Annotated in this window: 18 protein-coding genes; 1 reads left to right on the top strand and 17 read right to left on the bottom strand. The window is 64.1% G+C overall.

What is annotated here, in order from left to right:
* Positions 1–70: 70 nt before the first annotated feature.
* The gene (gene yegQ / locus ABZO33_RS15930; protein WP_414536814.1) at positions 71–1,405 is read right to left on the bottom strand and encodes a tRNA 5-hydroxyuridine modification protein YegQ; all 1,335 of its coding nucleotides are present in this window, start codon (positions 1,403–1,405) and stop codon (positions 71–73) included.
* A 123-nt stretch (positions 1,406–1,528) separates the two neighbouring features.
* Between yegQ and ABZO33_RS15925 the strand changes: the two genes are divergently transcribed.
* A complete protein-coding gene (locus ABZO33_RS15925) occupies positions 1,529–2,593 on the top strand; it encodes an AI-2E family transporter (protein WP_414536813.1) in 1,065 nt (354 codons plus the stop codon).
* Between the two features lie 117 nt (positions 2,594–2,710).
* Here ABZO33_RS15925 and ABZO33_RS15920 read toward each other — a convergent pair whose 3' ends face one another.
* The 16 genes from ABZO33_RS15920 to aceA form a co-directional block, all read right to left on the bottom strand.
* On the bottom strand, positions 2,711–4,762 hold the full coding sequence (locus tag ABZO33_RS15920) for a TonB-dependent receptor family protein (RefSeq protein ID WP_414536812.1): 2,052 nt from the start codon (positions 4,760–4,762) through the stop codon (positions 2,711–2,713).
* A gap of 201 nt (positions 4,763–4,963) precedes the next feature.
* The gene (gene nuoN / locus ABZO33_RS15915) at positions 4,964–6,433 is read right to left on the bottom strand and encodes an NADH-quinone oxidoreductase subunit NuoN (RefSeq protein ID WP_414536811.1); all 1,470 of its coding nucleotides are present in this window, start codon (positions 6,431–6,433) and stop codon (positions 4,964–4,966) included.
* Positions 6,434–6,440: 7 nt separating this feature from the next.
* Positions 6,441–7,973, bottom strand: a complete 1,533-nt coding sequence (gene nuoM / locus ABZO33_RS15910) for an NADH-quinone oxidoreductase subunit M (protein ID WP_102685132.1) — start codon at positions 7,971–7,973, stop codon at positions 6,441–6,443.
* Between the two features lie 40 nt (positions 7,974–8,013).
* A complete protein-coding gene (nuoL, locus tag ABZO33_RS15905; protein ID WP_414536810.1) occupies positions 8,014–9,867 on the bottom strand; it encodes an NADH-quinone oxidoreductase subunit L in 1,854 nt (617 codons plus the stop codon).
* Positions 9,864–10,172: an NADH-quinone oxidoreductase subunit NuoK gene (gene nuoK / locus ABZO33_RS15900; protein ID WP_023631349.1), complete on the bottom strand. Its 309-nt coding sequence runs from the start codon at positions 10,170–10,172 to the stop codon at positions 9,864–9,866. The genes nuoL and nuoK overlap by 4 nt, the downstream gene beginning before the upstream one ends.
* 3 nt (positions 10,173–10,175) lie before the next feature.
* Positions 10,176–10,676: an NADH-quinone oxidoreductase subunit J gene (gene nuoJ / locus ABZO33_RS15895; protein WP_023631348.1), complete on the bottom strand. Its 501-nt coding sequence runs from the start codon at positions 10,674–10,676 to the stop codon at positions 10,176–10,178.
* Between the two features lie 10 nt (positions 10,677–10,686).
* On the bottom strand, positions 10,687–11,235 hold the full coding sequence (gene nuoI, locus ABZO33_RS15890) for an NADH-quinone oxidoreductase subunit NuoI (protein ID WP_003251442.1): 549 nt from the start codon (positions 11,233–11,235) through the stop codon (positions 10,687–10,689).
* An 11-nt stretch (positions 11,236–11,246) separates the two neighbouring features.
* Positions 11,247–12,254, bottom strand: coding sequence for an NADH-quinone oxidoreductase subunit NuoH (nuoH, locus tag ABZO33_RS15885; protein ID WP_414536809.1), 1,008 nt, complete (start codon positions 12,252–12,254; stop codon positions 11,247–11,249).
* Positions 12,251–14,965 (bottom strand): NADH-quinone oxidoreductase subunit NuoG, encoded by a 2,715-nt coding sequence (gene nuoG / locus ABZO33_RS15880; RefSeq protein ID WP_414536808.1) that lies wholly within the window; start codon positions 14,963–14,965, stop codon positions 12,251–12,253. The genes nuoH and nuoG overlap by 4 nt, the downstream gene beginning before the upstream one ends.
* A 133-nt stretch (positions 14,966–15,098) precedes the next feature.
* Positions 15,099–16,460, bottom strand: coding sequence for an NADH-quinone oxidoreductase subunit NuoF (gene nuoF / locus ABZO33_RS15875; RefSeq protein WP_194791141.1), 1,362 nt, complete (start codon positions 16,458–16,460; stop codon positions 15,099–15,101).
* A complete protein-coding gene (gene nuoE / locus ABZO33_RS15870) occupies positions 16,457–16,954 on the bottom strand; it encodes an NADH-quinone oxidoreductase subunit NuoE (protein ID WP_012313767.1) in 498 nt (165 codons plus the stop codon). Before nuoE ends, nuoF begins: the two co-directional genes overlap by 4 nt.
* A gap of 2 nt (positions 16,955–16,956) precedes the next feature.
* A complete protein-coding gene (gene nuoC, locus ABZO33_RS15865; RefSeq protein ID WP_217869188.1) occupies positions 16,957–18,738 on the bottom strand; it encodes an NADH-quinone oxidoreductase subunit C/D in 1,782 nt (593 codons plus the stop codon).
* 79 nt (positions 18,739–18,817) lie between these two features.
* On the bottom strand, positions 18,818–19,495 hold the full coding sequence (locus tag ABZO33_RS15860; protein ID WP_008096180.1) for a NuoB/complex I 20 kDa subunit family protein: 678 nt from the start codon (positions 19,493–19,495) through the stop codon (positions 18,818–18,820).
* 9 nt (positions 19,496–19,504) lie between these two features.
* Positions 19,505–19,918: an NADH-quinone oxidoreductase subunit A gene (locus tag ABZO33_RS15855; protein ID WP_028692461.1), complete on the bottom strand. Its 414-nt coding sequence runs from the start codon at positions 19,916–19,918 to the stop codon at positions 19,505–19,507.
* A 380-nt stretch (positions 19,919–20,298) separates the two neighbouring features.
* Positions 20,299–20,961, bottom strand: a complete 663-nt coding sequence (locus ABZO33_RS15850; RefSeq protein WP_414536807.1) for a lysoplasmalogenase — start codon at positions 20,959–20,961, stop codon at positions 20,299–20,301.
* 211 nt (positions 20,962–21,172) lie between these two features.
* On the bottom strand, positions 21,173–22,498 hold the full coding sequence (gene aceA, locus ABZO33_RS15845; protein ID WP_023630475.1) for an isocitrate lyase: 1,326 nt from the start codon (positions 22,496–22,498) through the stop codon (positions 21,173–21,175).
* Between the last annotated feature and the right edge of the window lie 98 nt (positions 22,499–22,596).

Here is a 22,596-nt window from a genome sequence, read left to right as displayed (position 1 = left end):
TCGCTACGAAACTGCCACCATCCTCGCCGCCAGCGCCTGTCAGCCACCTGAGGTGCGGATTACAGATTTGTCAGGCAGCGGCCTCGGCGCCTTCCAGGTCGCGCATCAGCAAGCCGAACTCCAGGGACACCTGCTCGGGGATCGGCAGGTAGACCACATGGCCATCGCCCGGCGCCACCTCGATGGCCTGCTGCTGGCGGTCGCACAGGCGGTGCAGGTCGAAGTGGTAGTTGCCGCGCGGAGTCATCAGTTCCAGATGGTCGCCCACGGCGAAACGGTTCTTCACCTTCACTTCGGCCAGTCCGTCCACGCGCACCCCGGTCAGCTCGCCGACGAACTGCTGGCGCTCGGACACCGAGTTGCCGCGCTGGTAGTTCTGGTACTCGTCGTGCACGTGGCGGCGCAGGAAGCCTTCGGTGTAGCCACGCTGGGCGAGGGATTCGAGGTTGACCATCAAGCCGCGGTCGAATGGCCGCCCGGCCACTGCGTCGTCGATGGCCTGGCGGTAGGACTGCACGGCGCGGGCGCAGTAGAAGTGCGATTTGGTACGGCCTTCGATCTTCAGCGAATGCACGCCCATCTGTGCCAGGCGCTCGACGTGCTGGATGGCGCGCAGGTCCTTGGCGTTCATGATGTAGGTGCCGTGCTCGTCCTCGAATGCCGGCATTTCTTCGCCCGGGCGGTTGGACTCCTGCAACAGGAACACCTGGTCTGTGGGGGCGCCGATGCCCAGCGTGGGTTCGAATTCGCGGACGATGTCGCCGGTGGCGTTCTCGGTGGCCGGGGTCGCCTCATACTTCCAGCGGCAGGCATTGGTGCAGGAGCCCTGGTTGGCGTCGCGCTTGTTCAGGTAGCCCGACAGCAGGCAGCGCCCGGAGTAGGCCATGCACAGCGCGCCATGCACGAACACCTCCAGCTCCATCTCCGGCACTTGCTGGCGGATCTCCTCGATCTCTTCCAGCGACAGCTCTCGCGACAGGATTACCCGGGTCAGGCCCATGCCCTGCCAGAACTTCACGCTGGCCCAGTTGACCGTGTTGGCCTGCACCGAGAGGTGGATGGGCATCTGCGGGAAGTGCTGGCGCACCAGCATGATCAGCCCAGGGTCGGACATGATCAGCGCATCCGGGCCCATCTCGATCACCGGCGCCAGGTCCTTGAGGAAGGTCTTGAGCTTGGCGTTGTGCGGGGCGATGTTGACCACCACGTAGAAGCGCTTGCCCTGGGCCTGGGCTTCCTGGATGCCGAGCGCCAGGTTGGCATGGTCGAATTCGTTGTTGCGCACCCGCAGGCTATAGCGCGGCTGGCCGGCGTAGACCGCGTCGGCGCCATAGGCGAAGGCGTAGCGCATGGTCTTGAGGGTACCGGCGGGGGCGAGCAGTTCGGGCGTGGCGAGAGAGGTCATGGTGCGCACCGGGGCAAAAGGCGCGGATGCTAAGGCGGCGGCGCCGTGCAGGTATTGATCTGGGTCAACGGCACTTTTACCGATGCGCAGCGCACTAAATGGTTGAGCCCTCGAGGAATGCCGATGAACGAGACCGTATTGCAGAACAAAGCCCTGACCGTGTTGTTGGCACTGGTGACTATCGCCTTCATCTGGATCATGTTGCCGTATTCCGGCGCAATCTTCTGGGCAGTGATCCTTGGCATCCTTTTCGCACCGCTGCAACGTTATCTGCTGTTGCGGTGCGGCGGGCGGCGCAACCTGGCCACGGCGGCGGCCCTAGGCACTTGCCTGCTGGTGGCGGTGCTGCCGGTGATCATCATCAGCGCCCTGCTGGTGCAGGAAGGGACCGCGCTGTACCAGCGCATCGAGAGCGGCCAGTTGGATATCGCCGGCTATATTGAACGGGGCAAGGACATGTTGCCGGCCTATGCCCAGCATTTCCTCGACCGCATGGGCATGGGCAACCTCGATGGCCTGCGCGACAAGATCACCAAGTGGGCGACTCAGGGCAGCCAGTTCCTCGCCAGCCAGGCGTTCAGCTTCGGCCAGGGCACCTTTGAGTTCCTGGTGAGCTTCGGCATCATGCTGTACCTGCTGTTCTTCTTCCTGCGCGAGGGCGCGGAGCTGGCGCGCAAGGTGCGCCAGGCGGTGCCACTGCCCGAGCAGCAGAAACGCCGCCTGCAGCTGAAGTTCAAGCGCGTGGTGCGGGCCACGGTCAAGGGCAACCTGCTGGTGGCGATCACCCAGGGTGCGCTGGGTGGCTTGATCTTCTGGATACTGGATATCCCCAGTGCGCTGGTGTGGGCGGTGCTGATGGCCTTCCTGTCGTTGCTGCCGGCGGTGGGCGCTGGGATCGTCTGGGCGCCGGTGGCGGTGTATTTCCTGCTGGTCGGGGCGCTGTGGAAGGGGATCGTGCTGACCGCGTTCGGGGTGCTGGTGATCGGCCTGGTGGACAACCTGCTGCGACCGATCCTGGTGGGCAAGGACACGCGCATGCCGGATTACCTGGTGCTGATCTCGACCCTGGGCGGGTTGGCGGTGTTCGGGCTCAACGGGTTTGTGATCGGGCCGTTGATCGCGGCGCTGTTCATTTCCAGCTGGGCGATCTTTGCCTCGACCAAGCCGCAGGTGCAGTTGCCTTCATGAGGGCCATCGCGGGGCAAGCCCGCTCCCACGCACGATAAGTGACTTCCAGATCTCCAACCCTATGGAGACGGCGTGGGAGCGGCGGTGCGCCGATGCGACTGGCCCCGCGATTTGCGATTATCGGAAGCTGTAGGAAACCCCCGCATACACCCCGAACCCTTCCCCCGGCGTCGAGCGGGCGATGTCCTGCCCGCCATCGTTGTACCCCGGCGTCACCGTCGCCGCGTAACGCTTGTTGGTCAGGTTGCGCAGGTCCAGCCAGGTCTGCCAGTCGCGCTTGGGCGAATCCCAGCCCAGGCGCGCGCCGAGCAGTGCGTAGGCGTCGGCGTGGTAGCTGTTGGCGTAGTCCACCTGCACCTTGGAGGCCATCTGCGTGTTCACCCCGGCGTAGAAGCCGCTCGGCCAGTCATAGCGCAGTTCGGCCTGGTAGTAGTGCATGGGGATGCCGGGCAGGCGGTTGTCGTTGAACTTGTCGTCGTCGCGGTAGTGGAAGTCGCTGAAGGTGTAGGCCTGGCGCAGGCTGAGCTTGCCGGTGCCGGGTTGCTCCCAGAGGAGGCTGTCCAGGCCGGCCTCGATGCCTTGGTGCACGGTGGGGCTGGCGTTGAACTCCTTGAATGGCAGACCCTGCACGACTTCCACGTTCAGCAGCTCATGACGTACCTGGGCGTAGTACCAGGCCAGGTCCCAGCGCCCCAGTGCCGAGTCGCCGCGGGCGCCCAGTTCCAGGGTAGTGGCGGTCTGGTTCTGCATTTTCATCGGCTGGTTGTTTACCGGCGCGCTCCAGACCAGCGACCACGGGTGCGGCGGCTCCACCGAGCGGCTCAGGTTGCCGTAGACCTGCAGGTCCGGGCGGATGTCGTAGCGCAGGCCCAGGCGTGGGGCATAGTCCCAGTCATGCTGGCTGACCTTGCCGCCACTGCTTGGATAGGTGACGTCGCTTTCGCGGCGGGTGTAGATCATTGCCAGGCCCGTAGTCAGCCACAGGTTCGGGATCAGCTCCAGATCGTTGCCTGCATGCAACACAGTGTCCGAACCTTGGTAGCTGAAGTCGCGGCTGCGGGCCCCGAAATTGTCGCCGCCGGGTCGGGCGAACTGCGAGGCGCCGCTGTTGGGCAGGTGCTTGGTGGTGCGCCAGCCTAGCGTGGTCTTGCTCTCATGGCCGAACAGGGTGTCACGACGCAAGTAGTTCAGCGTGCCGCTGACATCGGTGTAGGCGACCTTCAGGCGCATCGGGCCTTCGCGCAGGTCCATCGGGTAGTCGTGATACACCAGCCCCGCCTCCAGGCGCGAATCGTCATCCAGGAAGAAGGTGGTCTTGTTGCCGACCCAAGTGCTGCCCGGTTGCGGGCGGCTGTCGTCGCGGGCCAGGTACGCTGGATTGGCCGCGCGGGGATGGTGCTTGATCTGGTCCTTGGTCAGGCGCCCGGCCAGGTCGTTCTCGGTCTCGCGGTAGCGCAGGTAGAAGCGCGTCTCCAGGTTCGGGTTGAAGCGGTAGCCGACGTTGGCGGCGATGCCCTTGGCGCTGCCGCTGCTGTGGTCCTGGTAGCCGTCGTACTCGGCATCGGTCAGGGCCACATAGTAGTCGAGGTTGCCCAGCACTTGCCCGGAGCTGATGTGCCGGCGCTGGTAGCCCCGGCTGCCGACTTCGTAGCGCACCTGCAATGGCGCGGCATCGTAGCCGGTGTGGGTCACGTAGTTGATCGCGCCGCCCAGGGCCAGCGAGCCCTGGTCGAAACCGTTGGCACCGCGCAGCACTTCGGCGCGGCTCAGCCACAACGGTTCGAACAGCTCGTAGGGCGTGCCGCCCGGGCCGGTCAGCGGCAAACCGTCGAACATCGTGTACACGCCCGAGCCGTGGGCGCCCGGCGCGCGGTTGATGCCCGAACCACGGATCGACAGTTTGATGCCGTCGTTGCCCGCCGACTGGGCGAACACCCCCGGCTGGTAGGCCAGCACGTCCTGGTTGCTGGCCACCCGGCCCTGGCCCACCTTGTCCATGTCCACCAGGTTGCTGGCGCCGGGGATTTCACGCAGGTGATCGGCGGCGGCTTCCAGTTCGGATTGTTGCCGGTCCTGGATCAGTACCTGGTCGAGTTCGACGCGATTGGCGGCCTGGGCGGTGCCGGCGACGAACAGGGCCAGCAGGGAGTAGGGGAGGGTGGGGCGCATGGGGACGGGGTTCCAGATCGGGTGCGGGAGTCTGACGCTGCAAAGGGCAGACGAAGCACAGTGCTCGATCTGTAAACGCAATCGCGGGGCAAGCCCGCTCCCACGCCGAGCAAAATGGCGTGGGAGCGGGCTTGCCCCGCGATAGGGCCGCATAAAAAAACACCCCGCCGGGGCGGGGTGTTTTTCACATCATGGTAATGATCAACCAATCAGTTGCAGTCCAGCCTGCTGCACCATCTCCAGCAGTGGCTGCGGGTACACACCCAGCACGAAGGCGAGGATGGCGATGGCCAGCAGCATCACGCCGCCGGTGCGCTGTTCCCACTTCAGCGGGGCGTCGTGACGACGCAGGTTCGGTTCGACCAGGTACAGGGTGACCATGACGCGCAGATAGTAGTACACGCCGATGGCGCTACCGATCACCAGGGCGCCGACCAGCCACCACAGGTGCGACTCGACACCGGTGGCGATGATGTAGAACTTGCCGATGAAGCCCGCGGTGAGCGGGATACCGGCCAGCGACAGCATCATCACGGTCAGTACCGCGGTCAGGTACGGACGGCGCCAGAACAGGCCGCGGTACTCGTACAGGGCGTCGGCGTCACGGCCGGCGTACGGCGAGGACATCAGGGTGATCACGCCGAAGGCGCCGAGGCTGGTGATCACGTAGGTGACCAGGTACACGCCCATGGCTTCCAGGGCCAGGCCCTTGCTGGCGACCAGGGCGATGACCAGGTAGCCGAAGTGGGCGATGGACGAGTAACCGAGCAGACGCTTGAGGTTGCTCTGGGTCAGCGCCAGCAGGTTGCCGATGATGATCGAGGCCACGGCGATGACTGCCAGCACGGTGCTCAGCACGCCGCTGCTGGCGGCAGGGGAGAGCATGAACAGGCGCACCACCGCGGCGAACACCGCGACCTTGCTTGCGGTGGCCAGGAACGCGGCCACCGGCGCCGGGGCGCCTTCGTACACGTCCGGGGTCCACAGGTGGAACGGCACCAGCGACAGCTTGAAGGCCAGGCCAACCAGCATCATGCCCAGGCCCAGCTGCGCCAGCAGGCTGGGCATGCTGGTGGCGGCCAGGGCCTTGCCCAGCTGGTCGAAGGTCAGGGCGCCGGCGTCGGCATACAGCAGCGCCATGCCGAACAGCAGGAAGGCGGAACCGGCGGCCGACAGCACCATGTACTTGATGCCGGCTTCCAGCGAGCGTTTGTTGAAGAACGCATACGCCACCAGGCCGTAGACCGGCACCGACAGCAGCTCCAGACCGATGAACAGGCCGGCCAGGTGGTTGGCGCTGACCAGCACCAGGCCACCCAGTGCCGACATCAGCAGCAGCAGGTACAGCTCTTCACGGTTGCCCGGGAAGCCTTTGGAGCCTTCGCCGAGGTAGGCGTGGGCGAGGGTCACGCAAGCCAGGGTGGCCACCAGGATGATCGCCATGTACAGGCAGGCGAACTTGTCGATGGTCACCAGCGAGGTGACCGCCAGCGGCGCGACCTTCAGCGCCGGCAGGATCGACAGCAGGGCCAGGTTCAGGCCCACGGTGGACAGCAGGAAGGTCTGCGAGTGGTTGCGCTTCCAGGCGATCGCCAGCATCACCACTACCGTGGTGAGGGTGGTGATCAGCATCGGCGCCAATGCGATGAAGTGTTGAGTGGTGAATTCCATAGCGCTCTTACCGGGCCGAAGCGAGTTGAGTGAAAGCGGAACCGAGCCACTGCTGCACACCGCTCATGGTGGCGGCAGAGGTGTCCAGGAACGGCTGCGGATACACGCCCAGCAGGATCAAGAGGCCAGCCAGGCCCAGCACCATGATCAGCTCGCGGCTGTCCATGCCGGCCAGCACGGTGTCGGCCTTGGCCGGACCGAAGTAGGCGCGGTGGATCATGATCAGCGAGTACACCGAGCCGAACACCAGGCCGGTGGTGGCGATCACGGTGATCCATGGGACGTGGGCGAAGCTGCCGATCAGGATCAGGAACTCGCCGACGAAGTTGCCGGTGCCCGGCAGGCCCAGCGATGCGGCAGCGAAGAACAGGCTGATGGCCGGCAGGTAGGCGATGCGGTGCCACAGGCCACCCATCTCGCGCATGTCACGGGTGTGCAGGCGCTCGTACAGCTGGCCGGCCAGGATGAACAGCGCGGCGGCCGACAGGCCGTGGGCCAGCATCTGGATCACCGCGCCCTGCAGGGCCTGCTGGCTGCCGGAGTAGATGCCGATCAGTACGAAGCCCATGTGCGAGACACTGGAGAAGGCTACCAGGCGCTTGATGTCGGTTTGCGCGAAGGCCAGGAAGGCACCGTAGAAGATGCCGATCAGGCCTAGGGTCATGGCGATCGGCGCGAACTCGGCCGAAGCATTCGGGAACAGCGGCAGGGCGAAGCGCAGCAGGCCGTAGGCCGCGGTCTTCAGCAGGATACCGGCCAGGTCCACGGAGCCTGCGGTCGGCGCCTGGGCGTGAGCGTCAGGCAGCCAGGAGTGGAACGGCACCACCGGCAGCTTCACCGCGAAGGCGATGAAGAAGCCCAGCATCAGGATGTACTCGACACCGGCCGGCAGCTCGGCCTTGAGCAGGTCACTGTAGTTGAAGGTGATCACGCCGGTGCTGTTGTAGTTGACCAGCACCAGGCCGAGGATCGCCACCAGCATGATCAGGCCGCTGGCCTGGGTGAAGATGAAGAACTTGGTCGCCGCGTAGATCCGGGTCTTCTTGCCGTCGGAGGAGCTGTGACCCCAGAGCGCGATGAGGAAGTACATCGGCACCAGCATCATTTCCCAGAAGAAGAAGAACAGGAACAGGTCCAGCGCCAGGAACACGCCGACCACGCCGCCGAGGATCCACATCAGGTTGAGGTGGAAGAAGCCGACGTGACGCTGGATCTCTTTCCACGAGCACAGCACCGACAGTACACCGAGCAGGCCGGTGAGCAGGATCATCAGCAGCGACAGGCCATCGAGGGCCAGGTGGATGCTGATGCCGAAGCGCTTGATCCACTCGACCTTGTATTCGAGGGCCCAGGCCGGTTCGGCGCCCGGCGCCGGGGCCAGGGTGTAGTTGCCGTTCGCCCACAGCCACAGGCCGATGCCGAGCAGCAGGGACATGGTCAGCAGCGCGATCCAGCGCGGCAGGGTGGAGCCGAAGCGCTCACCCAGCCAGCACAGGAAGCCGCCGATGAAGGGGATCAGGATCAGCCAAGGCAAAATCATGACGGGTTGGTTTCCTTTGGCAAAGTCGCAAGATTCATGGTCATACCGCGGCCACTACCACGGCACCGAGTACCAGTACGGCACCGACGGCGATCGAAGCGGTGTACCAGCGCAGCTGGCCGGTCTCGGTCTTGCTCATGGCGACGTGACCGCCGCGAGCCAGGCGAGGAATGAGGCCGATGCTACGGTCAACCGGATCCTTGCGCAGGATGTGGCTGATCAGCAGGTAAGGTTTGACGAAGAGCTTGTCGTAGATCCAGTCGAAGCCCCAGGCGGCGAACCACCAGGCCGACAGGACGCGACCGATACCGCTGTTAGCGATCGCGGTGACCAGGCGACGCTTGCCCAGGAACAGCAGGGCCGACAGCAGGATACCGGCGATGGCGATGGCGCCCGAAGCGATTTCCAGCGAGTGCTTGGCTTCGCCACCGGCGTGGCCGGCGCTTTCAGGCAGCACGCCTGCCAGTGGCGGGTGGATCCAGGCGCCGACGAAGGTCGACAGCACGATCAGCACGCCCAGCGGCAGCCAGTGGCTGATGCCGTGGCCGGCGTGGGCTTCGGTCTTGGCTTCGCCGTGGAAGGCGATGAAGATCAGGCGGAAGGTGTACAGCGAGGTCATGAACGCGCCCACGAGGCCTGCGTACAGCAGGCCGCTGTTGCCGCTGGCGAAGGCTTCCCAGAGGATCTCGTCCTTGGAGTAGAAGCCCACGGTCAGGATCGGCAGGGCGGCCAGGGCAGCGCCACCGACCACGAAGCTGGCGTAGGCCAGCGGCAGTTTCTTCCACAGGCCGCCCATCTTGAAGATGTTCTGCTCGTGGTGGCAGGCGACGATCACCGCACCGGAGGCAAGGAACAGCAGAGCCTTGAAGAAGGCGTGGGTCATCAGGTGGAAGATCGCCGCGTCCCAGGCGCCGACGCCCAGGGCCAGGAACATGTAGCCGATCTGGCTCATGGTCGAGTAGGCGAGGATACGCTTGATGTCGGTCTGGACCAGGGCGGCGAAGCCGGCCAGGACCAGGGTCACGCCACCCACGACGCCAACCAGGTGCAGCACGTCCGGCGCCAGCAGGAACAGGCCGTTGGTACGGGCGATCAGGTACACGCCTGCGGTCACCATGGTCGCGGCGTGGATCAGCGCGGAAACCGGGGTCGGGCCGGCCATCGCGTCGGCCAGCCAGGTCTGCAGTGGCAGCTGGGCCGATTTACCGACCGCGCCACCCAGCAGCATCAGGGTCGCCAGGACCATCCAGATGTCACCCGCCTGGAACTTCTGCGGCGCCAGCACCAACAGTTCCTGCACGTTCAGGGTACCCAGCTGGACGAACAGGATGAACAGGCCGATGGCCATGAACACGTCGCCGATACGGGTGACGATGAAGGCCTTGAGTGCCGCGTTACCGTTGTTGCGGTTGCTGTAGTAGAAACCGATCAACAGGTACGAGCACAGGCCCACGCCTTCCCAGCCGAAGTAGATGAACAGCAGGTTGTCGCCCAGCACCAGGAACAGCATGCTGGCGATGAACAGGTTGGTGTACGAGAAGAAGCGCGAGTAGCCGGCTTCGCCACGCATGTACCAGGAAGCGAACAGGTGGATCAGGAAGCCGACACCGGTGACCACGCCCAGCATGGTGACCGACAGGCCATCCACGTACAGGGTGAAGTTCGGCGCGAAGCCGTCCACCGACATCCACTGCCACAGCAGCTGGCTGTACGCGCCGCCTTCAGGCGGGGCGACGTTGAACTGCCAGATCACGTAGGCGGCGGTGGCCGCCGACAGGCCGACCGAGCCGACGCCGACCAGCGCCGACAGGTTCTCGGACCAGCGGCCGCGCGAGAACGACAGCAGCAGGAAGCCGAGCAGGGGGAATACGAACGTCAGGAAGATAAGGTTCATCCGCGCATCTCACTGGCAGCATCGATGTCGAGAGTGTGGAAGCGGCGATACAGCTGCAGCAGGATCGCCAGGCCAATGCTGGCCTCGGCGGCTGCCAGGCTGATCACCAGAATGAACATCACCTGGCCGTCGGGCTGGACCCAACGGGCACCGGCGACGATGAACGCCAGGGCAGCGGCGTTCATCATGACTTCCAGGCTCATGAGCACGAAGAGAATGTTGCGGCGGACCATCAGGCCAACCAGACCTAAGCAGAACAGGATGCCGGCGACCGCCAGACCATGCTCGAGAGGGATAGCACCCATGATTTACTCCTTCGCCTCGTTGCGGCCCAGGTGGAAGGCGGTGACGGCTGCCGCGAGCAGCAGCATCGAGGCCAGTTCGACCACCAGCAGGTAAGGGCCGAACAGGCTGATGCCGACCTCTTTGGCGCTGACGGTGGTACCGCTGATGGCAGCGCCCGACGGGGTGACGAACAGCACGTAGAGCAGCTCCAGCAGCAGCAGCGCGGCGAGGATCACCGGCCCCGCCCAGATGCCCGGCTTGAGCCAGCCACGCTCCTGGGCAACCGAGGCCGGCCCGAGGTTGAGCATCATCACCACGAAGACGAACAGCACCATGATGGCGCCGGCGTAGGCGATCACTTCCAGGGCGCCAGCGAACGGCGCACCGAGGGAGAAGAAGATCATCGCCACGGAGATCAGCGAAATGATCAGGTACAGCAGGGCGTGCACGGGGTTGGTGCCGGTCACCACGCGCAGCGTGGAGACAACGGCGACACCGGATGCGAAGTAGAAAGCGAATTCCATCTTTCTGTCCTTATGGGAGCAAGCTCTTCACGTTGATCGGCTCGGCTTCGTTCTGTGCAGAGCCCTTCGGCTTGCCAGCGATCGCCATACCCGCAACACGGTAGAAGTTGTAGTCAGGGTTCTTGCCGGGGCCGGAGATCAGCAGATCTTCTTTCTCGTACACGAGGTCCTGACGCTTGAACTCGGCCATTTCGAAATCCGGAGTCAGCTGGATCGCGGTGGTCGGGCACGCCTCCTCGCACAGGCCGCAGAAGATGCAGCGCGAGAAGTTGATGCGGAAGAACTCGGGGTACCAACGGCCGTCCTCGGTCTCGGCCTTCTGCAGCGAGATGCAGCCGACCGGGCAGGCCACCGCGCAGAGGTTGCACGCCACGCAGCGCTCCTCGCCATCGGGGTCGCGGGTGAGGACGATGCGGCCGCGGTAGCGCGGCGGCAGGTACACGGGTTCTTCGGGGTACTGCAGGGTGTCGCGCTTGCGGAACCCGTGGGAGAACACCATTGCCAGGCTGCGCAGCTGGGTGCCGGTGCCCTTAACGATGTCGCCGATATACTTGAACATGGGTCAAATCCTCACTGGGCCGCGACGGCTGGCGTGTTGTAGAGCACGATCGCAGCGGTCACCAGCAAATTGATCAGGGTCAGCGGCAGGCAGAACTTCCAGCTGAAGTCCATCACCTGGTCATAGCGTGGGCGCGGGATCGAAGCGCGCAGCAGGATGAACAGCATGATGAAGAACGCGGTCTTCAGGGCGAACCACAGGAACGGTACTTGCGGCAGGATGCCGAACGGACCGTGCCAGCCACCGAAGAACAGGGTTACCAGCAGCGCCGAGATGAGGATGATGCCGATGTACTCACCAACAAAGAACATGCCCCATTTCATGCCGGCGTATTCGATGTGGTAGCCGTCGGCCAGTTCCTGTTCCGCTTCCGGCTGGTCGAACGGGTGACGGTGGGTCACGGCGACGCCAGCGATGAAGAAGGTGCAGAAGCCGAAGAACTGCGGAATGATGAACCACAGGTTGTTGGCCTGGTATTCAACGATGTCGCGCATGTTGAACGAACCCACCTGCACCACCACGCCCATCAGCGCCAGGCCCAGGAACACTTCGTACGACACGGTCTGCGCCGACGCCCGCAGGCTGCCGAGCAGGGCGTACTTGTTGTTCGACGACCAACCGGCGAACAGCACGGCGTACACCGACAGGCCGGCCATGGCGAAGAAGAACAGCAGGCCGATGTTCAGGTCGGCAACGCCCCAGCCCGGGCTGATCGGGATGATCGAGAAGGCGATCAGCAGCGCACTCATGGCCACCACAGGCGCCAGGGTGAAGATCATCTTGTCGACGAAGGGCGGGTTCCAGTCTTCCTTGAAGAACATCTTCAGCATGTCGGCGGCGATCTGGAACATGCCGAACGGGCCGACCCGGTTCGGGCCGTAGCGGTCCTGCCACCAGCCCAGCAGGCGGCGCTCGACGAAGCTGAGCAGCGCGCCGCAGACCACCACGGCCAGCAGCACCACGATGGCCTTGACGACCTGAATGATCACGTCGATCACTTCGGGGGTGAACCAGCTCATTGTGCTGCCTCCTGCAGGCCTTCGACGGCTGCACCGAAGATGGCGGGCGGAATGCCGGCCAGGCCTTTGGGCAACGCAACCAGGCCAGCGCCCAGTTCTTCATTGATACGCAGCGGCAGGCGCAGCGACACGCCGGCCACGTTCAGGCTCAGCAGCGCGCCGTCGTTGACGCCCAGGCGGTCAGCCTCGGACTTGGCCAGGCCGACATAGGCGGCCGGGATCCGCTGTTGCACCGGGGCGGCGCGGGAGGAGGACTCTTCGCTGCCGAACAGGTGGAAGAACGGTACCGCGGTCCAGGTGCCGCGAGCCGGGTTGAACGCGCCAGGGATGGCGCTGAACCAGCTCAGGCGGTCGCCTTGCGACTCGATCAGGCGCACGCCTGGGTCACCGGCACGCAGGTGGCCACCGACTTCGTCCTGGAACTTGTTCCAGGCCTGCGGCGAGTTCCAGCCCGGCGACCAGGCGAACGGCACTTGCTGGCGCGGTTCGGCCGAGCCCGAGTAGCCTTCCATGGAGAAGGCAAACGCGGTGTCCTTGTCTTGCGGGGTACGCGGCTCGTGCACGCTGATGTTGGCGCGCATGGCAGTACGGCCGGAGTAGCGCAGCGGTTCACGCGCCAGTTTCATGCCCTTGATGCGGAACGCGGCGCTAGGCGCTGCGTTGACGATGCCGGCCAGTTGCGGCGCGGCTTCGGCGCAGGCGCTGGTGACGTGGTCGAGCTGGGTCCAGTCCACCGGCTTGTTCAGCAGGGTGGCACGCAGGGCGTGCATCCAGCGCCAGCCTTCGTGGATCTGGATGCTGCTGTCCAGGTACTGCGGGTCGAACACCTGGAAGAAGCGCTGGGCACGGCCTTCCTGGCTGACCAGGGTGCCGTCGCCTTCGGCGAACGAGGCGGCAGGCAGCACCAGATGGGCGCGGTCGACCGTCGGGGTCTTCGAGTGGTCGGCAACGATCACCACCTTGGCCGCGGCCAGGGCTGCGTCGACCTTGGCGGCGGGAACGCGGGCGTACAGGTCGTTTTCCAGCACGACAATGGCGTCGGCCTTGCCGCTGATGACCGCGTCCAGCGCGGCATCGACGGACTCGCCACCGAGCATGGCCAGGCCGATGCTGTTGGCTTCAGGCACGACCAGGCTCAGCGAACCGTTCTTCTCGCGCAGCTTCAGGGCCTTGGCAATGTTGGCGGCGGCTTCGATCAGCGCAGGATCCGCCAGGGAAGTGCCGGCGACCACCAGTGGGCGGTTGGCGGCGACCAGGGCGTCGGCGATGCGCTGGGCCAGGGCCTTGGCCTCGTCGTCCAGGCCGGCGACGGCAGGCGCGCTCGGGTCGATGGCATGGGCCACGGCGAAACCGATGCGGGCGAGGTCCGCAGGGGCGGCGTGGACACACTCTTCGGCAACGTCATCCAGCTTGGTTTCAGCCAGCGAAGCGATAAACAGCGGGTACAGCGCGTGCTGGCCGATGTTCTTCACCGCGGCGTCCAGCCAAGGCTGCACGCGCATCGCGTCGGCCATGGCCTCGGCCTTGCCCTTGGTGGCCTGGCGCACGGCCAGGGCGACGCGGGCGGCGGTCTGGGTGAGGTCTTCGCCGAGCACGAACACGGCGTCGTGGTCTTCGATGTCGCGCAGGGTCGGCACTGGCAGCGGGCTGTTGTTCAGCACGTTCAGGGCCAGGCGTACGCGGGCCAGTTCGCCAGCTTCCATACCGGAGTAGAAGTACTCGGCACCGACCAGCTCACGCAGGCCGTAGTTGCTCTCGAGGCTGGCGCGTGGCGAGCCGATGCCGACGATGGTGCGGCCGCGCAGCAGGTCGGCGGCTTTGTCCAGGGCGGCGTCGAGGGACAGCTTGGTGCCATCGGCCAGGTGTGGCTGGCGCGGGCGATCCTTGCGGTTGACGTAGCCATAGCCGAAGCGGCCACGGTCGCACAGGAAGTACTGGTTTACCGAGCCGTTGAAGCGGTTTTCGATGCGGCGCAGTTCGCCGTAGCGCTCGCCGGGGCTGATGTTGCAACCGCTGGAGCAGCCATGGCAGATGCTCGGGGCGAACTGCATGTCCCACTTGCGGTTGTAGCGCTCGGAGTGGGTCTTGTCGGTGAACACACCGGTCGGGCAGACCTCGGTGAGGTTGCCGGAGAACTCGCTTTCCAGCACGCCGTCTTCGACGCGACCAAAGTACACGTTGTCGTGGGCGCCGTACACGCCCAGGTCGGTGCCGCCGGCGTAGTCCTTGTAGTAGCGCACGCAACGGTAGCAGGCGATGCAGCGGTTCATCTCATGGGCGATGAACGGGCCGAGGTCCTGGTTCTGGTGGGTACGCTTGGTGAAACGGTAGCGGCGCTCGTTGTGGCCGGTCATTACCGTCATGTCCTGCAGGTGGCAGTGACCGCCTTCCTCGCACACCGGGCAGTCGTGCGGGTGGTTGGTCATCAGCCACTCGACGACGCTGGCGCGGAACGCCTTGGACTCTTCGTCTTCGATGGAGATCCAGGTGCCGTCGGAGGCAGGGGTCATGCAGGACATGACGATACGACCACGGGTGTCGTTCTCGTCGGTGTACTGCTTGACCGCGCACTGCCGGCAGGCGCCGACGCTACCGAGCGCCGGGTGCCAGCAGAAATAGGGGATGTCGAGGCCGAGTGACAGACACGCCTGTAACAGGTTGTCTGCACCGTTGACTTCGAGCGCTTTGCCGTCTACGTGGATAGTGGCCATTGTTCAAAGTTCTTCGTTGGCCCGCGTGAGCGGGCGTGGCTAATGGAAATCGGTGGGCCTGCGGCTCATCGCCAATCTTTACGGCGAGCCTGCAAGGCCGGCGGGTGGCACGGACCACCCGCGTTCTATCTTTTTATGCGCCGACTACAATCGGCTTCGCCAGGTTCGGGCGCAGGGTGCCAGCGCTTTCTGGCGCCACACCGGCCTCGAACTCCGAGCGGAAGTATTTGATGGCACTGCCCAATGGCTCGACGGCACCCGGTGCGTGAGCACAGAAGGTACGGCCTGGGCCGAGGAAGTTGACCAAGCCCAACAGGGTCTCGATATCTTCGGCGCGGCCCTGGCCGTTCTCCAGTGCGCGCAGCATCTTCACGCTCCACGGCAGGCCGTCACGGCATGGGGTGCACCAGCCGCACGACTCGCGGGCGAAGAACTCTTCCATATTGCGCAGCAGCGAGACCATGTTGACGCTGTCGTCGACCGCCATGGCCAGGCCCGTACCCATACGGGTGCCGACCTTGGCGATGCCGCCGGCATACATCTGCGCGTCGAGGTGCTCGGGCAGCAGGAAGCCGGTACCGGCGCCGCCAGGCTGCCAGCACTTGAGCTTGAAGCCGTCGCGCATGCCACCGGCGTAGTCTTCGAACAGCTCGCGGGCGGTGACGCCGAACGGCAGTTCCCACAGGCCCGGGTTCTTCACCTTGCCGGAGAAGCCCATCAGCTTGGTGCCGTGGTCTTCGCTGCCTTCGCGGGCCAGCGACTTGTACCAGTCGTTGCCGTTGGCGACGATGGCCGGCACGTTGCACAGGGTCTCGACGTTGTTCACGCAGGTCGGCTTGCCCCACACGCCGACGGCGGCAGGGAAGGGCGGCTTGGAGCGCGGGTTGGCGCGACGGCCTTCGAGCGAGTTGATCAACGCGGTCTCTTCACCGCAGATGTAACGCCCGGCACCGGTGTGCACGAACAGCTCGAAGTCGAAACCGCTGCCGAGGATGTTCTTGCCCAAGAGGCCAGCGGCCTTGGCTTCGTCGATGGCGCGGTTGAGGTTCTTCGCCGCAGTGGTGTATTCGCCACGCAGGAAGATGTAGCCACGGTAGGCCTTCAGGGCGCGGGCGCTGATCAGCATGCCCTCGACCAGCAGATGGGGCTGTTGCTCCATCAGCATGCGGTCCTTCCAGGTGTTCGGCTCCATTTCATCCGCGTTGCACAGCAGGTAGCGGATGTTCATGGATTCGTCTTTGGGCATCAGGCCCCACTTCACGCCAGTGGGGAAGCCTGCGCCGCCACGGCCTTTGAGGCCGGAGTCCTTGACGCTCTGCACGATGTCGTCGGCGGACATGTCGGCCAGCGCCTTGCGCGCGGCGGCATAGCCGTTCTTCGATTCGTACTCGGCCAGCCAGACCGGCTCGCCGTCATCACGCAGGCGCCAGGTCAGCGGGTGGGTTTCGGCCGAACGCGCAATGCGGTTGGCCGGGCCGAAGGAAGTGATGGTCATACGTAACCCTCCAGCAGCTTGGAGACGCCAGCGGGCTGCACGTCGCCAAAGGTGTCGTCGTCGATCATCAGCGCCGGGGCCTTGTCGCAGTTACCCAGGCAGCACACCGGCAGCAGGGTGAAACGCCCGTCAGCGGTGGTCTGGCCGAGGCCGATGCCCAGCTCGCTCTGGATCTGGCTGACCACCGATTCATGGCCGCCGATGTAGCAGACCATGCTGTCGCACACGCGGATGATGTGGCGGCCGACCGGCTGGCGGAAGATCTGGCTGTAGAAGGTGGCCACGCCTTCGACGTCGCTGGCGGGGATGCCCAGCACTTCGCCGATGGCGTAGATGGCGCCGTCCGGCACCCAGCCGCGCTCTTTCTGGACGATCTTCAGGGCTTCGATGGACGCCGCGCGCGGGTCCTCGTAGTGGTGCATCTCGTGCTCGATGGCCGAGCGCTCGGTTTCGCTCAGGGCGAAACGGTCGGTTTGGATAAGCGTGCTGTTCATGCTTAGCGGTCCACGTCAGCCATAACGAAGTCGATACTGCCCAGGTACGCGATCAGGTCCGCGACCATGCTGCCCTTGATCACCGAAGGGATCTGCTGCAGGTGCGGGTAGCTCGGGGTACGGATCCGGGTGCGGTAGCTCATGGTGCCGCCGTCGCTCGTCAGGTAGTAACTGTTGATGCCCTTGGTCGCCTCGATCATCTGGAACGACTCGTTGGCCGGCATGACCGGGCCCCACGAGACTTGCAGGAAGTGGGTGATCAAGGTCTCGATGTGCTGCAGGGTGCGCTCTTTCGGTGGCGGCGTGGTCAGCGGGTGGTCCGCCTTGTACGGGCCTTCCGGCATGTTGCGCAGGCACTGGTCGATGATGCGGATACTCTGGCGCATCTCCTCGACACGGACCATGCAGCGATCGTAGGCATCGCCGTTGTGGGCCAGCGGCACTTCGAATTCGAAGTTCTCGTAGCCGGAGTAAGGGCGGGCTTTACGCAGGTCGAAGTCGCAACCGGTGGAACGCAGGCCGGCACCGGTAGTGCCCCATTCCAGGGCTTCCTTGGTGTTGTAGGCGGCGACGCCGATGGTCCGGCCCTTGAGGATGCTGTTCTGCAGGGCGGCCTTGGTGTACTCGTCGAGGCGCTTGGGCAGCCATTCGACGAAGTCCTTGACCAGCTTGTCCCAGCCGCGCGGCAGGTCGTGGGCAACGCCACCGATGCGGTACCAGGCCGGGTGCAGGCGGAAACCGGTGATCGCTTCGATCACGGTGTAGGCGCGCTGGCGGTCGGTGAAGGTGAAGAACACCGGGGTCATGGCGCCGACGTCCTGGATATAGGTACCCAGGAACAGCAGGTGGCTGGTGATGCGGAAGAACTCGGCGAGCATGATGCGGATCACGTCGACCTTCTGCGGCACCTGGATGCCGGCCAGCTTCTCCACCGCCAGTACGTACGGCAGGTTGTTCATCACCCCGCCGAGGTAGTCGATACGGTCGGTGTAGGGGATGAAGCTGTGCCACGACTGGCGCTCGGCCATCTTCTCGGCACCACGGTGGTGGTAGCCGATGTCCGGTACGCAGTCGACGATCTCTTCGCCGTCCAGCTGCAGAACGATACGGAAGGCACCGTGGGCCGAAGGGTGGTTGGGGCCGAGGTTGAGGAACATGTAGTCCTCGTTGGCGCCCGAACGCTTCATGCCCCAGGCTTCGGGGTTGAAACGTGCCGACTCTTCTTCAAGCTGCTGCTTGGCCAGGGTCAGGCTGTAGGGGTCGAATTCGGTGGCGCGGGCCGGGTAGTCCTTGCGCAGCGGGTGACCTTCCCAGGTCGGCGGCATCATGATGCGGCTCAGGTGCGGGTGGCCGGCAAAGTCGATGCCGAACATGTCCCACACTTCACGCTCGTACCAGTTGGCGTTGGGCCAGATACCGGTGACGGTCGGCAGGTTCAGGTCGCCTTCGCTGAGCGACACCTTGATCATCACGTCGCTGTTACGTTCGACCGACAGCAGGTGGTAGAACACGCTGAAGTCGGCGGCAGGCAGGCCGCGGCGCTGGGTGCGCAGGCGCTCGTCGACGCCGTGCAGGTCGTACAACATGCTGTACGGCTTGGCGACGTTGCGCAGGAAGGTGAGGATTTCCTTGAGCTGGGCACGCTTTACCCACAGTACCGGCATGCCGGTGCGGGTTTCCTGGGCGACGAAAGCGTCGGCGCCGAATCGGTTGTGCAGTTCGACGACCACATCCTGGTCGTCAGCCTTGTAAGGCGGAATATAAATAGCGTTGTCCGCTGTCATGGTCTCGGTCGCTTTGGGTCAGCGTTAAGAATGAAGCCAGGCCGCCGGCTCCTTCGGGAGCGGGCGGCAGGTCGCTGGATCAGACTTCGTCGGGGCTGCGCAGGTTGGTTACCGCAATGCGCTGTTCGCGACGCAGGTCCTTCTGGGCTGGCATTTCGGCACGGTAGATGCCTTGATCGCCAACCACCCAGGACAGCGGGCGTCGTTCTTGGCCGATCGACTCCTGCAGCAGCATCAAGCCTTGCAGGAACGCTTCGGGGCGCGGCGGGCAGCCAGGCACGTACACGTCCACGGGGAGGAACTTGTCGACCCCCTGAACGACCGAGTAGATGTCGTACATGCCGCCGGAGTTGGCGCACGAACCCATGGAGATGACCCACTTGGGCTCGAGCATCTGCTCGTACAGGCGCTGGATGATCGGCGCCATCTTCACGAAGCAGGTACCGGCGATGACCATGAAGTCGGCCTGACGCGGCGAGGCCCGGATGACTTCGGCGCCGAAGCGGGCGATGTCGTGGGGCGCCGTGAAGGCCGTGGTCATTTCCACGTAGCAGCAGGACAGGCCGAAGTTGTACGGCCAGAGGGAGTTCTTGCGACCCCAGTTGACCGCGCCACGCAGCACATCCTCGAGTTTCCCCATGTAGATGTTCTTGTGGACCTGGTCTTCCAGCAGTTGATCGGTGACGGTTTCCCGCTCACCGACCGGATACTGCTCGTTGGGTGCGTCCGGATCGATTCTGGTGAGATTGTATTGCATGCCAAAGCCTCATTGTTTCAGCTTCGCTTGCCGCTTGCGGCGACCTTCGGGAGCCCAATCGAGCGCCCCGACGCGCCATAGGTAGACAAGACCTGCCAACAGAATTGCTATGAAAATGAGAGCTTCGACGAATCCGGTCCAGCCGCTTTCGCGGACGGACACAGACCATGCATACAGGAAGAGGGCTTCGATATCGAAGATCACGAACAGCATCGCGACCAGATAGAATTTGGCGGACAGGCGCAGGCGGGCGCTGCCGACGGGCAGCATGCCGGATTCGAAGGGTTCGTTCTTGGCGCGACCCCAGGCCTTGCTACCGAGCAGGCTGGACAGGCCGAGCATGAAGGCACACAGGCCGACGACACCCAGGAGGAAGATGGCAAAGCCCCAGTTGTGGGCGATGAGTCCTGCCGAATCGGACATGCTAGAAATCCTTATACAGAGACCCAGCTCTGCAGTCTGAAATAAGTAGAGCGGCGACGTGGTGTCGCAGACGCAGTGACCAAATGTCGCAGCTGAATCAATCGCGCTGATTTTATGGGTAAACCCAGTGCAAGTAAAATTTCCGTTGCAAATTTATTCGTAGTTTTAAGAACAAAAATCTTTCGTAACTGGCTGAAACCCTTGAGTTTCGGGCATTGCACGCGGATTTGTTAATTATGTTTCTTACCCCGCGTAATGACTGGCTAGTTGCGTAATGATAATTAATATCATTTAACCTGGACTGCACTGTTTTAGCTGTTCTGGGCCTTGCAAAGTTCATCTGCCGATTTGCCTACTTGCAAATGCGAAAAACTCTCGTTCTAGCAGCTTCCGACGCTGCGCGTACCGCTCTGGATCAATACTTTGACGTTTGCGCTGCGGCTGACCGACGCGGCGATGAGCCATTGGCCGAGCCAGTAGAAAAGGATGATCAGGTACTCGGCAGCGGCGAACGGGCTGACGAAGCGGTCGATGCCGATCAAACTGTCAGAGAAGACGAAGGCGCAGGCACCCAGTGCGGCGACACCGCCACAGGCCAGTGCGCGCCAGAGCATGCAGCCGATCGCCAGGGCATACAGCGCCACCGGGATCAGCAGTGGGCCCAGGCCATGGCTGGCTAGCAGGCCGAACAGCGAGGCGCCCACCAGCAGTGCGAGGGTCAGTGAGGGGTAGGCTGGGCGCTGGGTCAGGCTGCAGTAACCGCGAAGGTACGCCAGGTGGGCGCAGAGGAACGCGGCCAGACCGAACACGAACAGATCACGGGGGATGGCCAGGAGGATGTCGCCGAGTACCGAGAAGGCCAGGCCGATCATGATCCAGCGACGGTAGGGCGTGGTGGGCGTGCTGGCCAGCCAGGCGATCAGGGCCAGTACCGGAATGGGTTTGACCAGCAGGCCAAGCAGGGCGTTGTCGCTGGCCAGCGCATATAAATAGAGGGCGGCGGCTGCGGTGGCGATCAGGATCAGGTGGCTTGGACGAGGCATGGGCGGTCCTTGCTGCTGGGTAGCCACAAGCATAGACCTGATCTGCGGTATTGCCTGTACCGGCGCTGTCGCGGGGCAAGCCCGCTCCCACGTTGCGGTCGTGGAACCTGCGTGGGAGCGGGCTTGCCCCGCGATGAGGGAGGCGCAGGCAATAAGTAAGGCCCGGGGCTTTCACAAGCCCCGGGCCTTTTTTTTCAACAGTTCAGCAAACTCAGTGGAACTGTTCTTCCTCGGTCGAACCGGTCAGAGCGGTCACCGACGAAGCACCACCCTGGATCACAGTGGTCATGTCGTCGAAGTAGCCGGTGCCCACTTCCTGCTGGTGCGCCACGAAGGTGTAGCCTTTGCTGGCGTCGGCGAATTCCTGCTCCTGCAGCTTCACGTAGGCGGTCATGTCGTTGCGGGCGTAGTCGTGCGCCAGGTTGAACATGCCGTGCCACATGTTGTGGATACCGGCCAGGGTGATGAACTGGTGCTTGTAGCCCATGGCCGACAGTTCGCGCTGGAACTTGGCGATGGTGGCGTCGTCCAGGTTCTTCTTCCAGTTGAAGGAAGGCGAGCAGTTGTACGACAGCAGTTGGTCCGGGTATTCCTTCTTGATCGCTTCGGCGAAGCGACGGGCTTCGTCCAGGTCCGGCTTGGCGGTTTCGCACCAGATCAGGTCGGCATACGGCGCGTAGGCCAGGCCGCGGGAGATCGCCTGGTCGAGGCCGGCGCGGACTTTGTAGAAGCCTTCACGGGTACGGTCGCCGATCACGAACGGCTGGTCGTACGGGTCGCAGTCGCTGGTCAGCAGGTCGGCGGCGTTGGCGTCGGTACGGGCCAGGATGATGGTCGGTACACCGGCAACGTCGGCGGCCAGGCGGGCAGCCACCAGCTTCTGTACGGCTTCCTGGGTCGGTACCAGTACCTTGCCACCCATGTGGCCGCATTTTTTCACCGAGGCCAGCTGGTCTTCGAAGTGCACGCCGGCGGCGCCCGCTTCGATCATGTTCTTCATCAGCTCGTAGGCGTTGAGCACGCCGCCGAAACCGGCTTCGGCGTCAGCCACGATTGGTGCGAAGTAGTCGATGTAGCCTTCGTCGCCTGGGTTCTTGCCGGCTTTCCACTGGATCTGGTCGGCGCGACGGAACGAGTTGTTGATGCGCTTGACCACGGTCGGCACCGAGTCAACCGGGTACAGCGACTGGTCGGGGTACATCGACTCGGCCGAGTTGTTGTCGGCGGCAACCTGCCAGCCGGACAGGTAGATGGCCTGGATGCCGGCCTTGACCTGCTGCACTGCCTGGCCGCCGGTCAGGGCGCCCATGCAGTTGACGAAATCTTTTTCTGGGCGGAAGGACGGGTGGGCACCTTGGGTGACCAGCTTCCACAGTTTTTCTGCGCCCTGGCGAGCCAGGGTGTGCTCCGGTTGCAGCGAGCCACGCAGGCGAACGACATCGGCGGCGGTGTAGGTACGGGTCACGCCTTTCCAGCGCGGGTTTTCGGCCCAGTCTTTCTCGAGGGCTGCAATTTGCTGTTCGCGTGTCAGTGCCATGGAAATAAACCTCGTCGCATCGATCTTGAGTGTAATTGTGCTGATGCTCGGATACGCGGGTCAGAGGGCCAGGCTGTGCTGTCCGGGGGAGTGCGGCG

Source organism: Pseudomonas sp. CAM1A (assembly GCF_047501685.1).
Lineage (GTDB): Bacteria > Pseudomonadota > Gammaproteobacteria > Pseudomonadales > Pseudomonadaceae > Aquipseudomonas.
Note: the sequence above shows the minus strand (reverse complement) of the source record. Positions and strands in the feature narration are given on the sequence as shown.